Source organism: Bradyrhizobium macuxiense, from assembly GCF_001542415.1.
Taxonomy (GTDB): Bacteria; Pseudomonadota; Alphaproteobacteria; order Rhizobiales; family Xanthobacteraceae; genus Bradyrhizobium; species Bradyrhizobium macuxiense.
The window spans coordinates 101,045-114,439 of sequence record NZ_LNCU01000120.1 but is presented as its reverse complement, the minus strand read 5'-3'; the positions used below and the strand labels follow the sequence as shown (position 1 = coordinate 114,439).

Genomic DNA, 13,395 nt, shown 5'->3' with positions numbered 1-13,395 from the left:
GCTCGGCTGGCTGATTTCGCGAGCCTACAAATCGCTGGTCTCGAGCGCACCGCAGGGCCGGGCCGCGGCTTTCGAGCGCCAGGAGCCCAATCTCGGCAGCGGTGGCCGTGCCGCACCCTCGATCGCGCCCGCGGGCGAAGGCGACGAACACGAGGATCACGGGCAGGGTTTCGAGGACGAGGAGGAGGAGGAAGAAGAGGAAGCTCCCGCCGCTCGTGCCCCGCGCAAGAAGGCCGAGCCGCGCGTCAAGAAGAAATCCTCCGACAAGTTCGAGCTGCCGTCGGTTTCCGTGCTCTCCGCGCCCAAGGCGAGCGACCGCCAGCCGCTCAGCAAGGCCGAGCTGGAAAACAATTCGCGCGCGCTCGAAGGCGTGCTGCAGGACTTCGGCGTCCGCGGCGAGATCGTCAAAGCCAATCCCGGCCCGGTGGTCACGCTGTACGAGCTCGAGCCCGCACCCGGCATCAAGTCATCGCGTGTCATCGGCCTGTCCGACGACATCGCGCGCTCGATGAGCGCGCTGTCTGCGCGCGTCGCTGTCGTCGCCGGCCGCAACGCGATCGGCATCGAGCTGCCGAACGCGCATCGCGAGAAGGTTTATCTGCGCGAGCTCCTGGTCGCCAAGGAAAGCACCGAGTCGGTGGCAAAGCTGCCGCTGTGTCTCGGCAAGACGATCGGCGGCGATCCCGTCATCATCGATCTCGCGCGCACGCCGCACATGCTGATCGCGGGCACCACCGGCTCCGGCAAATCGGTCGCGATCAACACCATGATCCTCAGCCTGGTCTACCGGCTGCGTCCCGATCAGTGCCGCCTGATCATGGTTGATCCGAAGATGCTCGAACTCTCCGTCTATGACGGCATCCCGCATCTGCTGACGCCTGTCGTCACCGACCCGAAGAAGGCGGTCGTGGCGCTGAAATGGGCCGTGCGCGAGATGGAAGAGCGCTACAAGCGAATGGCAAAGCTCGGCGTGCGCAACATCGACGGCTACAACCAGCGGCTCGTCGAAGCCAAGGGCAAGGGCGAGGAGCTGACGCGCACCGTGCACACCGGTTTCGACAAGGAAACCGGCAAGGCGATCTACGAGGAAGAGAAGCTCGACCTCGAGCCGCTGCCCTACATCGTCATCATCGTCGACGAGATGGCCGACCTGATGATGGTCGCCGGCAAGGACATCGAAGGCGCGGTGCAGCGCCTCGCGCAGATGGCGCGCGCCGCCGGCCTGCACGTGATCCTCGCCACGCAGCGTCCGTCGGTCGACGTCATCACCGGCACGATCAAGGCGAACTTCCCGACCCGCATCGCCTTCCAGGTGACGTCGAAGATCGACAGCCGCACCATCCTCGGCGAGATGGGCGCCGAGCAGCTGCTCGGCCAGGGCGACATGCTCTACATGGCAGGCGGCGGCCGCATCAGCCGCGTGCACGGGCCGTTCGCATCGGATGAAGAAGTCGAGAAGGTGGTGCGCCACCTGAAGACGCAGGGCCAGCCGGAATATCTGGAAGCGGTGACCGCGGAAGAGCCGACCGACGAGGACGGTGCGGTATTCGATTCCACCGGCATGGGCGGCGACGGCGGCGGCGATCTGTTCACGCAGGCGGTTGCGATCGTCAAGCGCGACCGCAAGGCGTCAACCTCCTACATTCAGCGCCGGCTGCAAATCGGCTATAACCGCGCGGCATCGCTGATGGAGCGGATGGAACTCGAAGGCATCGTCGGCCCTGCGAATCACGCCGGAAAACGCGAAATTCTGGTCGGTGAAGAAGAAGGCCAGTTCTGATCGGACAATCATCACGGAAAAACCATATCTCCCTCGGATGAGGCGCGATAGGATCGCACAAGCGGGACGTGCGTCGAACAGAGACCTGACATATCTGATGGCAAAGCATCACACTCACCGCTTCATGCGCCACGCGCTGGCACTCCTCGTCTCCGCCGCATTCGCAGGCACCATCGCCTCCGCCGGCGCGCAGAACGTCCCGACACCCCGGCCAGCACCGAAGAAGAGCCAGAATGGGGGCTCGCAGGACAAGGGTCCCGCGACCACGGGCGCGACCCAGCAGGAGCCGACGCCGATCATTCCCGATCCGCGCCGCAATGTGCCCGCCAGCATCTTCCAGACCTTCGACGCCAACCAGAAGGCGCAGGCTGCCAGAGTCTCGGCCTATCTATCCTCGCTGCAGACGCTGGTCGGCAACTTCGTCCAGGTCGGGCCCGACGGCACCAAGACCAAGGGCGACTTCTACATCCAGAAGCCGGGCAAGGTGCGCTTCGAATATGACGATCCGAGCCCGGTCGAGATCATCGCCGACGGCTCGTCGGTCGCGGTGCGCGATCGCCGGCTCGCCACCCAGGACATCTATCCGCTGTCGCAGACCCCGCTGCGCTATCTCTTGTCCGACCGCATCGATTTGATGAAGGACACCAACGTCGTCAGCGTCACGGCCGACGACGTGTATGTCAGCGTGACCATCGAGGAGAAGCAGGCGCTGGTCGGCACCTCCAGGCTGATGCTGATGATCGGCGCCAAGGACGGCAAGCTCAAGCAGTGGACCGTCACCGATCCGCAGGGCTACGACACCACGGTCGCGGTCTACAATCTCGACGCGACGCAGAAGCCCGACCCGGCGCTGTTCAAGATCGACTTCACGCAATATCCGGGCACCTCGCCGGGGTAGCCTATCTTCTTCCTCGCCCCGCTCTTGCGGGGCGAGGTGCACAAATCTCCCCCTGTGGACAATTGAAATCCGCCGCGCGAACCGTGCTAAGACGCATCTCCCATGCGTTTCTCCGTCACGACCTGGAACATCAATTCGGTGCGGCTCCGCATCGATATCGTCGCCAAGTTCATCAAGGCGGCGCGGCCGGACGTGCTGTGCCTGCAAGAAACCAAATGCATCGACGATGCGTTTCCGCTGAAGCGCTTCAAGCGGCTCGGCTATGAGCACATCGCGCTGAACGGGCAGAAGGGCTACCACGGCGTCGCCATCGTCTCGCGTCTGCCGTTCGATACGACCGACATCAGGACGTTCTGCGACAAGATCGACTCGCGCCATGTCTCCGTGTCCTTCGGTGAAAAGGCGCAGCTGTCAAAGCCGCTGGTGCTGCATAATTTCTATGTGCCGGCGGGTGGCGACATTCCCGATCCCGCGCTCAATCCGAAGTTCGAGCACAAGCTGCAATTCCTCGACGAGATGAAGAGTTGCGAGCCGCTGCATCCGCGCGGCGACGATCGCCACATCCTGGTCGGCGACCTCAACGTCGCGCCGCACGAGAACGACGTGTGGTCGCACAAGCAGCTCCTGAAGGTCGTCTCGCACACGCCCATCGAAACCGAGAAGCTGCTCGCCGCGCAGATGCATGGCGAGTGGTTCGACATCGCGCGCGAGCGCATTCCGATGTCGGAAAAGGTCTACACCTGGTGGAGCTACCGCGCCGCCGACTGGACCGTCGGCGACCGCGGCCGTCGCCTCGACCACATCTGGGTCTCGCGCGCGCTGAAAGACTCCGTCAGCGATTTCCGGATCACCCGCGACGCCCGCGGCTGGGAGCGCCCGTCCGACCACGTGCCGGTGACCGCGGTGCTGGAGGTTTAGGAGTTAAGAGCAAGCCATAGACGCTTGCTCAGTTTGCCTCTCCCCTTGTGGGAGAGGCCGGATCGCATGCAGCGAAGCGGAATGTGATCCGGGTGAGGGGTCGCAGTCTCTCGAGGGACGTGCACTCGCCGATACACCTGCCCCCCTCACCCGGATTGCATCTGACGATGCAATCCGACCTCTCCCACAAGGGGAGAGGTCGAGTATGCGGCTCGGCCGTCGTTCGGTTTCAGCAGCTACGAGCTCAGCTTCGCGCCAGCCATCAGGATATCGCTCGCGAGCTGGCTCGTGCGTGTAGCGAGTTCGTCGCGCAGGCGGCGAGCGGCGGCGGGGTCGCTTTCCAGCACGCGCTGAAACAGACTGCGCGCGATGCGGATCACGGAGGCGCGTTCCAGCGCGGTCGCGGTCGAGGGTCGCTTCATCGCCACGATCAGCGCGAGCTCGCCGATCAGCGCGCCGGGGCCGGCGACGATCTCGGCGCCACCTTCTTCCACGCGGAATGTCCCGCGCTGGACGATATAGCCGGCATCGGCCGTGTCGCCGGCCTTGAACAGCACGTCACCATTCTCGAAATCGCGTTGCTCGGAGCCGATCGCCAGCATGCGCAAGGAGGTATCGCCCAACAAACGCATCGTCGGGACCCGCTCGAGCAGGGCTACATCATCATCGATCGACATTCAGGACCGGGAACCGGATTGCGCCTCGATTTCACGAATCGTTGGGCGCGAATCGTATCACGGCACCAGCTTGTAGCCACCGGCTTCGGTGACCAGGATTTCCGGGTTGGCGGCGTCCTTCTCGATCTTCTGGCGCAGGCGGTAGATGTGGGTTTCCAGCGTGTGGGTGGTGACGCCGGAATTGTAGCCCCAGACCTCCTGGAGCAGGGTCTCGCGCGACACCGGCATCTGGCCGGCGCGGTAGAGGAAGCGGAGGATCGCGGTTTCCTTCTCGGTCAGCCGCACCTTCCGGGCGTTGGCGCCGGTCAGCATCTTGGAGCCGGGCCGGAACGAGTAGGGGCCGACCGAGAACACCGCGTCCTCGCTGGCCTCGTGCTGGCGGAGCTGCGCCCGGATCCGGGCCAGCAGCACCGCAAAGCGGAAGGGCTTTGCCACGTAGTCATTGGCCCCGGATTCCAGGCCCAGGATCGTGTCCGAATCGGTATCGTGGCCGGTCAGCATGATGATCGGAGCCTTGAAGCCGCCCTTGCGCAGGGAGCGGACCACTTCGCGGCCATCGGTGTCGGGCAGGCCGACGTCCATGAGAACGAGATCGGGGGAATTGGCTTTGGCGGCGCTGGCGCCCTTGGCGCCGGTATCGACTGCGGAGGCTTCGAATTCCTCGTGCAGCGACAGTTGCTCGACCAGCGTATCGCGCAGATCGGTATCGTCATCCACGATCAAGATCTTGCGGGCATTGGCCATAGGTACAATCCTTCGGGGGCGGCGGGCGGACAGAAGCGGAGGGCGCTTATGGCCGGGACTTACGGTAGACGAGACTCGGTAGACCAGATTTGGGCAGCCGAGATTCGGGGTAGATGGGGCTTCAGGTAGGCGATTGTTACCGATTCACAAGGCGGGGGCAGTCTATCCCAAAATCGGCAGGGGCGAGGTGAATGTCCTGTAATCCCCGCCTGATAGATCAAGCGGGGTCGCCAAGGCAAGTTTGGTTTGGATTGATTCTGAAGGGAAGGCCAGCTATTTCAATCACTTATATGACAGATTTACGTGATCGCCCGCTCGCTGCCATCCGGGTCCACCGCGGCGCGGGAGACCCGCGCCGGGGCTGGCTCAGCGCCGACGGCTGGACGGTGCCGGTGGCGCTCGGGCGCGGCGGCATCCTCGCCAACAAGCGCGAGGGCGACGGCGGCACGCCGCGCGGTATCTTCCATCCCTTGAGGCTGTGGTGGCGCGCCGACCGCCATCGCCGGCCGCAAACCTTCCTGCCGACCCGGCCGATCCGCCCCGAGGATGCCTGGTGCGAGGACCCGGCGGATCGTCATTATAACCAGCCGATCCGGCTCGACGGCGCGCAGGGAGGCGACCGCCTGACCCGCGAGGATCATCTCTACGACTTCATCGTCGAGATCGACCACAACGCTGCGCCTCGCATCGCCGGCCGCGGCAGCGCCGTGTTCCTGCACCTGGCGCGCACCAATTTCTCGCCGACCGCCGGCTGCGTGTCGATGACCCGGACGTCGATGCTGCGACTGTTGCGGCGGCTGAGCCCGCGGACCAGGATCATCATCGGGTAGACCAGCGGCGGGGCAAAGACTCTTGGGATAGGGCTGAGAGACCATATGCACATCTCTATCCCCGTCATTGCGAGCGCAGCGAAGCAATCCATTGCGACCGAGCGTGCAGAACAATGGATTGCTTCGTCGCTATCGCTCCTCGCAATGACGCGGGGCGAGTTCACGTAGTACGACCAACAGATCCTGGAATTCAGCTCATGCTCGACAACGATCAAATCATCGCCGCATCGCGGACACTGCACAACCACTGGCGCGCCGGCACCAAGCTCGGCAATCTCGACATCGCGATCCGGCCGCGCGATCGCGCCGAGGGCTATGCGGTGCAGGCCGCGCTGGAAAAGACGTCGCGCGAAAAACTGTTCGGCTGGAAGATCGCGGCGACCAGCGCGGCCGGCCAGAAGCACATCAATGTCGCAGGGCCGCTAGCCGGACGCATTCTTGCCGAGACTGTCATTACCGACGGCGGCACAGCGTCGATGACAGGCAACGAGATGCGCGTCGGCGAACCGGAATTCGCCTTCCGCATGGCGCGCGATCTGGCGCCGCGTGCAACGCCCTACAGCGTGCGGGAGGTGCTCAACGCCGTCGATACGCTGCATCCCGCGATCGAGATTCCGGATTCGCGATTCGCCGATTTCACCGCAGCCGGTGAGGCGCAATTGATCGCCGACTGCGCCTGCGCGCATCTGTTCGTGCTCGGGCCCGCGACGTCGTCGGACTGGCGCGCGATGGACCTGGTCGAGGAGCGGCCGACCATCGCGCTGCGCGGTGAGCGCTACACCGGCCACGGCAAGAACGTGCTCGGCGATCCCCGCGTCGCGCTCGCCTGGTGCGCCAACGAACTGCGCGGGCTCGGACTGACCTTGCGGGCAGGGGAGGTGGTCACGACAGGCACCTGCCACCCGCCGCTGCCGATCGCAGCCGGCGATCACGTCGCCGCGGATTTCGGTGTGCTGGGGAAGGTGTCGGTGAGGTTCGCGTAGAGCCGCATCACCGTCATTGCGAGCGAAGCGAAGCAATCCATCTCACGGCTTTGCTCCGCGGATGGATGGATTGCTTCGTCGCTTACGCTCCTCGCAATGACGGACTCAACGTCGAGCGGATTACACGAGGACGACGACTAGGTATGCTGCACCGTCCGCGTCCCAAAGATCGCCGACCCCACGCGCACATGTGTCGCGCCCATCTGGATCGCGACCGCAAAATCCGCGCTCATGCCCATCGAGAGATTCGTCAGCCCATTGCGCGCGGCGATCTTGGCACACAGGGCGAAATGCGGCGCCGGCGCCTGGTCGACCGGCGGGATGCACATCAGGCCCGAGATATGCAAACCGTATTTGTCGCGGCACGCGGCGATAAAGGCATCGGCGTCCTGCGGCGCGACACCGGCCTTCTGTGGCTCTTCACCGGTGTTGATCTGAACGAACAATTCCGGCTGCTTCTGCTGGGATTTGATTTCCTTGGCTAACGCTTCGCAAATACTCGCGCGGTCGACGGAATGGATCGCATCGAACAGCGCGACCGCTTCCTTGGCCTTGTTCGATTGCAGCGGCCCGATCAGATGCAGCGCCAGTCCGGGGTAGGACTGCATTAACGCTGGCCACTTGCCCTTCGCCTCCTGCACGCGATTCTCGCCGAATACGCGCTGTCCCGCGTCGATAACAGGCGAAATCGCGTCGGCTGCGAAGGTCTTCGACACCGCGATCAGCATCACCGAGGCGCGATCGCGCCGTGCTTCCTTGCAGGCGCGCGCGATCTCCTGCTCGACGGCGGCAAGGCCGCTTGGTGAATGGGCTGATAACGGCGTGGTCGGGCTTTGCGGCATGCTTGTATCGTTTTCTGACGGATGTGGGTGTTGGCTCGAATTTTACCAAATTCGGGAAAGGCTTTTTGAAGCCCTTCATTCTACCCTCGCGCCGGGCAAGGGAAAAAATGTCGGCGTGACTTTCAACCGCAACCGGGTCAAACTCAAGAAGCTTCTGGGCATTCGTGCCCGGCTCGCTTTGCTTGCCCTGATGCTGGTCGCGCCCCTGATGCTCGACCGCGTTCGCACGCTGGAGGAATTCCGCGCCAAGCAGATCGCGCAGGCCGCGGAAACCTACGCCAATCTGACCAGCCACACTGCCGAAACCCAGCGCGAGGTGGTGTCCTCGGTCGAGACCATGCTGAAATCGGCCGCCTATATCAGGGCGTCCGCCGGCATCGGGCGAAGCTGTGACGTGCTGCGCGCCAGCCTGCCGACCAACCTGCCGTGGATCCGCAGCATCATGTTCGTCTCCAGGGACGGGGTGGTGCAGTGTTCCACCCTCAATGTACAGGTCGGGATCAATCTCGGAGACCGTGAATATTTCAAGAAGGCGCAGGACACCCGCGCCTTCGTCTTCAGCGATTATCTGTTCGGCAAGACAAACGGCCGGCCGATGATGATGGCCGCCTATCCTGTGGCCGCGATCAATCCGGAGGAAGACGCCGTCGTCGTTGCCGGCATCAATATCGACTGGCTGTCGCAGATCATGGCCAATCTCGGCGGCCAGCCCGGCATGTCTGCGGTTTTGGTCGACAGCACCGGCGTCGTGATCGCAGCGCCGTCAGACCATGCGAGCCTGATCGGCCGCCCGCTCGACGCTGTGCCGCTGATGGCGGCGATCGCCGAGAAGGCGCTGAGCTATGACGAGCCCTCGGGCTCGGTGTCGTTCACGGCCGCCGACGGCACCGAACGCACGCTGAGCTTTGCCCGCATTGCCGGCACGCAGTCACGGTTGATCGTGAGCATGGATGAAGCCAAGGTGACGGCCGCGATCAACCAGCAGATCCGCACCGCCTATCTGCAGCTCGGCTTCGTCTGCCTCTTTGTTTTGTTGGGTGCTCTCGTCGGCGCCGAGAAGCTGATCATCAAGCCGATCGAGGTGATGACCGGCATGGCGCGACGGTTCGGCGAGGGCGACTGGTCCGCGCGTGTCGCCAAGAACAAGCTGCCGTCGGAATTCGTTCCGCTGGCGCGCGCCTTCAACGCGATGGCCGCGCAGCTCAGCCAGCGCGAGCGCGAGCTGCTCGCGTCCAATGATCGCCTCACCGTGATGGCCTCGATCGACGCGCTGTCGGGCCTTGCGAACCGCCGCGGCTTCCAGAGCCGGCTCGACTTCGAGTGGCTGAAGTCGCAGCAATATGACTGCACGCTGTCGCTCCTGATGATCGATGTCGATCACTTCAAGCTCTACAACGACACCTACGGCCATCCCGAAGGCGACGCCTGCCTGACCAGGATCGGCGAAACGCTATCCGGCATCGCCGCCGACACGTTGGGCTTTGCCGGCCGCTACGGCGGCGAGGAATTCTGCCTGCTGCTGCCGAACACCGACGCCGCGCAGGCGCTCGCGATCGGCGAGACCGTGCGCACGGCGGTGCTCGGGCTTGCGGTGCCGCACGCAACATCGAGCCACAGCATCGTCACCGTCAGCATCGGCGTTGCCACGACGAAGCCGAATGACAACCATCGCCCCGGCGATCTGATCGAAGCCGCCGACGCCGCGCTCTACGCCGCCAAGCATCGCGGCCGCAACGCGGTGGTCGAGCATGGTTTTGGGAAGAGGGTGGACGAGGCAGGGATGGCGCTGGCGAGTTGAGCTGGCGCCGGAAGCGTGATCCGCCCGCGCTTATCGGAACCATGGATTACGCACATTTGCGTGAGCTCAGTCCGGCGCTTCACCAGCCCATTTGACAAGCTCACTCATTGGGGTGGCGTCTGTTGTAGTAACGTGCCGCTATGGAATAGACAGGGACCTCCGCCATCCCAACGGCACAAAACATCGCTGCATAGAGCCATCCTCCGCCGGTGGCGATGCCGACGAGCGCCCAGAGCACTCCGAGTCCAAGGGTAAGCGGAGTGAGCTTCAGAATGGAGAGGGTGTCGTCTCTAGTCCGCGGTCTTAGTCTCATAAGCGTGGATGATAGCGAAACAGCCAGCATCCTCCCAGCCAAGGGTTAGTGAGGTTGCTACCTAATGCTGCTCATGTCCAACTACCCTTTGATGGCAAGTGAGACGGGCAGCGTGCTGCCGTTACCGCTGAGTTGCCCGACGTGGCAGCCGATGGGCAGCGGCGTGCTGGATCACCCGCTGGAGCAGGGCGGCGCTCAGCGCCGACCCGTTGTCGGGTGATGACACTGAATGGGTTCCGCGAGGGTGCCCCAGGCCAGCCGATTGCGGCCGGCCCAATCAAGCCCGATCCGCCCCTGCGGCAACGGCAGGGCCGCGCCGCGAGGGATGAGGCTTTGTGAAGGCCCAAACCGTTGACCCCATGGGCGTTTTTGTGGCCTAGTCCGCCGTCCCCGATGGGACCCGAAAATCACCCAAAGCCCTGCGATTTCATGACCTCTGAACGCTACAACGCCCGTGAATCCGAGCCCCGCTGGCAAGCCACGTGGGACGAGAAGGCGATCTTCGCCTCCAAGAACGACGATCAGCGGCCGAAATACTACGTGCTCGAGATGTTTCCCTATCCGTCCGGGCGCATCCATATCGGGCATGTCCGCAACTACACGCTGGGCGACGTGCTGGCGCGGTTCATGCGCGCCAAGGGCTTCAACGTGCTGCACCCGATGGGGTGGGATGCGTTCGGCCTGCCAGCGGAGAATGCCGCGATCGAGCGCAAGGTGGCGCCGAAGGCCTGGACCTACGACAACATCGCCGCGATGAAGAAGCAGCTCAAGTCGATCGGGCTGTCGCTCGACTGGGCCCGCGAATTCGCGACCTGCGACCCCAGCTACTACAAGCATCAGCAGAAGATGTTCCTGGACATGCTGCGCGCCGGCCTCGCCGAGCGCGAGAAGCGCAAGCTGAACTGGGATCCGGTCGACATGACCGTGCTCGCCAACGAGCAGGTGATCGACGGCCGCGGCTGGCGCTCGGGTGCCGTTGTTGAACAACGGGAAATGAGCCAGTGGGTCTTCAAGATCACGAAGTATTCGCAGGAGCTCCTGGACGCGCTCGACGGGCTGGACCGCTGGCCCGACAAGGTGCGGCTGATGCAGCGCAACTGGATCGGCCGCTCCGAAGGCCTGCTGATCCGCTTTGCGCTGGATGCGGCGACCACGCCGGCCGGCGAGAACGAGCTGAAGATATTCACCACGCGGCCGGACACGCTGTTCGGCGCGAAGTTCATGGCGATCTCGGCGGATCATCCGCTGGCGCAGGCGGCTGCCGCGAAGAACCCCAAGCTCGCGGAGTTCATCGCCGACATCAAGAAGATCGGCACCGCGCAGGAGATCATCGACACCGCCGAGAAGCAGGGCTTCGACACCGGCATCAAGGCGATCCATCCGTTCGACCCGAGCTGGAAGCTGCCCGTATACGTCGCGAACTTCGTGCTGATGGAATACGGCACCGGCGCGATCTTCGGCTGCCCTGGGCACGACCAGCGCGACCTCGACTTCGTGAACAAGTACAATCTCGGCGTCACGCCGGTGGTCTGCCCCGAGGGCCAGGATCCGAAGACATTCGTCATCACCGACACCGCCTATGACGGCGAAGGCCGCATGATCAATTCGCGCTTCCTCGACGGCATGACCATCGAAGCGGCGAAGGAAGAGGTCGCCAAGCGTCTCGAAGCCGAATTGCGCGGCAACGCACCGGTCGGCGAGCGGCAGGTGAACTTCCGCCTGCGCGACTGGGGCATTTCACGCCAGCGCTATTGGGGCTGCCCGATCCCGGTGATCCATTGTCCGAAGTGCGACGTGGTGCCGGTGCCGGACGACCAGCTGCCGGTGACGCTGCCGGAGGATGTGACCTTCGACAAGCCGGGGAACGCGCTCGACCATCATCCGACCTGGAAACACGTCAGCTGTCCGAAATGCGGCGGCAAGGCCGTGCGTGAAACCGACACGATGGACACCTTCGTCGACTCCTCGTGGTATTTCGCACGCTTCACCGATCCCTGGAACGAGACCGCGCCGACGACACCCGCGGTCGCCAACCGGATGATGCCGGTCGACCAGTATATCGGCGGCGTCGAGCACGCGATCCTGCATCTGCTCTACAGCCGCTTCTTCACCCGCGCGATGAAGGCCACCGGCCACATCGACATGAAGGAGCCGTTCGCCGGCATGTTCACCCAGGGCATGGTGGTGCATGAGACCTACCAGAAGGCCGACGGCACGTGGGTCACGCCCGCCGAGGTGAAGGTCGAGGTTGCCGGCAACGACCGCCGCGCGGTGCTGCTGGCAACCGGCGAGAACGTCGAGATCGGCCCGATCGAGAAGATGTCGAAGTCGAAGAAGAACACCGTCGACCCCGACGACATCATCGCGAGCTACGGCGCCGACGTCGCGCGCTGGTTCATGCTGTCGGACTCGCCGCCGGACCGCGACGTGATCTGGAGCGACGAACGCGTGCAGGGCGCCTCGCGCTTCGTGCAGCGGCTGTGGCGGCTGGTGAACGAATCGGCTGAGATTGCGAAGTCCGCACCGGCGGCGCGGCCGGCCAGCTTCGTCCCCGAGGCGCTCGCCTTGCGCAAGGCGGCCCATGGTGCGCTCGACAAGGTATCGTCGGGCATCGAGCGACTGCACTTCAACGTCTGCCTGGCGCACATCCGCGAGTTCGCCAATGCGTTGGCCGAGGTGCTGACCAGGGAAGCCGCGAAGGGCGACAAACCGGCGCCCGACATTGCCTGGGCGGTCAAGGAGGCCGCGACCATCCTGGTTCAGCTGTTCTCGCCCATGATGCCGCACCTCGCCGAGGAGTGCTGGGTGGTCTTGGGCCAGAGCGGACTGGTATCCGAAGCGGGTTGGCCTCAAATCGAGCGCGATTTGCTGGTCGAAGACAGCGTGACCCTGGTCGTCCAGGTCAACGGTAAGAAGCGGGGTGATGTTACTGTGCCACGCACCGCCCAAAATGCGGATATAGAGGCTGCCGTTTTGGCGCTCGATGCGGTAAAAGTCGCCCTGGGCGGCAAACCCGTCCGCAAGGTGATTGTGGTGCCCATGAGGATCGTGAATGTCGTCGGCTAGGATCAGGATCGCTGCCCGGTTGATCGCCGTGGCTGCCTTGGCCGCGCTGACGGCCGGCTGCTTTCACCCGATGTATGCCGAGCATAGCGACGGGACCCCGGGCCTGCGCGAAAAGCTGATGGGCGTCGAGGTTCCGCCGGTCGACAAGCCGAACGCCTCCCGCGAGGCGCGGATCGGCGTCGAGATCCGCAATGCGCTCGCCTTCAAGCTCTACGGCAACGCCACCGGTATGCCACCGACCCACCGGCTGGTGCTGCGGTTCACGACCAGCCGCTCCTCGCTGATGATCGACCCCGCCACCGCGCTGCCGACCAGCGAGAACTACGGCATCGATGCGCAGTTCAACCTGATCGAGATCGCGTCCAACAAGTCGGTCATGACTGGCACGACGTTCTCGCGTGTGTCCTATGACATCCCGGGTTCCTACCAGCGCTTCGCCCGCACCCGCGCCTTCCGCGACGCCGAGGACCGCGCCGCGCAGGAGATCGCCGACAACATCCAGACCCGGCTGGCGTCGTTCTTCTCCGCCGGGACCTGATCACCGCA

11 protein-coding genes are annotated in these 13,395 nt (G+C 64.2%); 8 read left to right on the top strand and 3 right to left on the bottom strand.

Features of this window, described 5'->3' with window-relative positions:
• From AS156_RS37325 to AS156_RS37315, 3 genes are all read left to right on the top strand, one after another.
• A partial coding sequence (locus tag AS156_RS37325) for a DNA translocase FtsK (RefSeq protein WP_066514980.1) occupies positions 1-1,780 on the top strand: 1,780 nt, incomplete at its 5' end.
• A 97-nt stretch (positions 1,781-1,877) separates the two neighbouring features.
• Positions 1,878-2,678: an outer membrane lipoprotein carrier protein LolA gene (locus tag AS156_RS37320; protein WP_066514978.1), complete on the top strand. Its 801-nt coding sequence runs from the start codon at positions 1,878-1,880 to the stop codon at positions 2,676-2,678.
• A gap of 102 nt (positions 2,679-2,780) precedes the next feature.
• Positions 2,781-3,596 (top strand): exodeoxyribonuclease III, encoded by an 816-nt coding sequence (locus AS156_RS37315; RefSeq protein WP_066514976.1) that lies wholly within the window; start codon positions 2,781-2,783, stop codon positions 3,594-3,596.
• Positions 3,597-3,832: 236 nt separating this feature from the next.
• Here the strand turns inward: AS156_RS37315 and AS156_RS37310 are convergent, their stop codons facing one another.
• Both AS156_RS37310 and AS156_RS37305 read right to left on the bottom strand, forming a co-directional pair.
• Complete coding sequence (locus tag AS156_RS37310; RefSeq protein ID WP_066514975.1) at positions 3,833-4,273, bottom strand: cyclic nucleotide-binding domain-containing protein; 441 nt, start codon at positions 4,271-4,273, stop codon at positions 3,833-3,835.
• Positions 4,274-4,330: 57 nt separating this feature from the next.
• Positions 4,331-5,017, bottom strand: coding sequence for a response regulator transcription factor (locus tag AS156_RS37305; protein ID WP_044539278.1), 687 nt, complete (start codon positions 5,015-5,017; stop codon positions 4,331-4,333).
• Positions 5,018-5,307: 290 nt separating this feature from the next.
• Here AS156_RS37305 and AS156_RS37300 point away from each other — a divergent pair, with 290 nt between their 5' ends.
• Positions 5,308-5,847 carry a L,D-transpeptidase family protein gene (locus AS156_RS37300; protein ID WP_066514970.1) on the top strand — a complete coding sequence of 180 codons (540 nt, stop codon included), beginning with the start codon at positions 5,308-5,310 and terminating at the stop codon, positions 5,845-5,847.
• A 197-nt stretch (positions 5,848-6,044) separates the two neighbouring features.
• Complete coding sequence (locus tag AS156_RS37295) at positions 6,045-6,830, top strand: 2-keto-4-pentenoate hydratase (protein WP_066514968.1); 786 nt, start codon at positions 6,045-6,047, stop codon at positions 6,828-6,830.
• Positions 6,831-6,967: 137 nt separating this feature from the next.
• On the opposite strand, the gene AS156_RS37290 is transcribed toward AS156_RS37295, so the two are convergent.
• Complete coding sequence (locus AS156_RS37290; RefSeq protein ID WP_066514966.1) at positions 6,968-7,672, bottom strand: YggS family pyridoxal phosphate-dependent enzyme; 705 nt, start codon at positions 7,670-7,672, stop codon at positions 6,968-6,970.
• Between the two features lie 115 nt (positions 7,673-7,787).
• Between AS156_RS37290 and AS156_RS37285 the strand changes: the two genes are divergently transcribed.
• From AS156_RS37285 to lptE, 3 genes are all read left to right on the top strand, one after another.
• Positions 7,788-9,470, top strand: coding sequence for a sensor domain-containing diguanylate cyclase (locus AS156_RS37285; protein WP_066514963.1), 1,683 nt, complete (start codon positions 7,788-7,790; stop codon positions 9,468-9,470).
• Between the two features lie 742 nt (positions 9,471-10,212).
• The gene (gene leuS / locus AS156_RS37280; protein ID WP_066514961.1) at positions 10,213-12,849 is read left to right on the top strand and encodes a leucine--tRNA ligase; all 2,637 of its coding nucleotides are present in this window, start codon (positions 10,213-10,215) and stop codon (positions 12,847-12,849) included.
• Positions 12,836-13,387 (top strand): LPS assembly lipoprotein LptE, encoded by a 552-nt coding sequence (lptE, locus tag AS156_RS37275; RefSeq protein WP_066514959.1) that lies wholly within the window; start codon positions 12,836-12,838, stop codon positions 13,385-13,387. The genes leuS and lptE overlap by 14 nt, the downstream gene beginning before the upstream one ends.
• Positions 13,388-13,395 lie beyond the last annotated feature (8 nt).

Bases quoted from the DNA above. Each gene is read 5' to 3' on its own strand.
- AS156_RS37320 (WP_066514978.1), top strand. From the start codon at position 1,878: ATGGCAAAGCATCACACTCACCGCTTCATGCGCCACGCGCTGGCACTC.
- AS156_RS37315 (WP_066514976.1), top strand. From the start codon at position 2,781: ATGCGTTTCTCCGTCACGACCTGGAACATCAATTCGGTGCGGCTCCGC.
- AS156_RS37310 (WP_066514975.1), bottom strand. From the start codon at position 4,273: ATGTCGATCGATGATGATGTAGCCCTGCTCGAGCGGGTCCCGACGATG.
- AS156_RS37305 (WP_044539278.1), bottom strand. From the start codon at position 5,017: ATGGCCAATGCCCGCAAGATCTTGATCGTGGATGACGATACCGATCTG.
- AS156_RS37300 (WP_066514970.1), top strand. From the start codon at position 5,308: ATGACAGATTTACGTGATCGCCCGCTCGCTGCCATCCGGGTCCACCGC.
- AS156_RS37295 (WP_066514968.1), top strand. From the start codon at position 6,045: ATGCTCGACAACGATCAAATCATCGCCGCATCGCGGACACTGCACAAC.
- AS156_RS37290 (WP_066514966.1), bottom strand. From the start codon at position 7,672: ATGCCGCAAAGCCCGACCACGCCGTTATCAGCCCATTCACCAAGCGGC.
- leuS (WP_066514961.1), top strand. From the start codon at position 10,213: ATGACCTCTGAACGCTACAACGCCCGTGAATCCGAGCCCCGCTGGCAA.
- lptE (WP_066514959.1), top strand. From the start codon at position 12,836: ATGTCGTCGGCTAGGATCAGGATCGCTGCCCGGTTGATCGCCGTGGCT.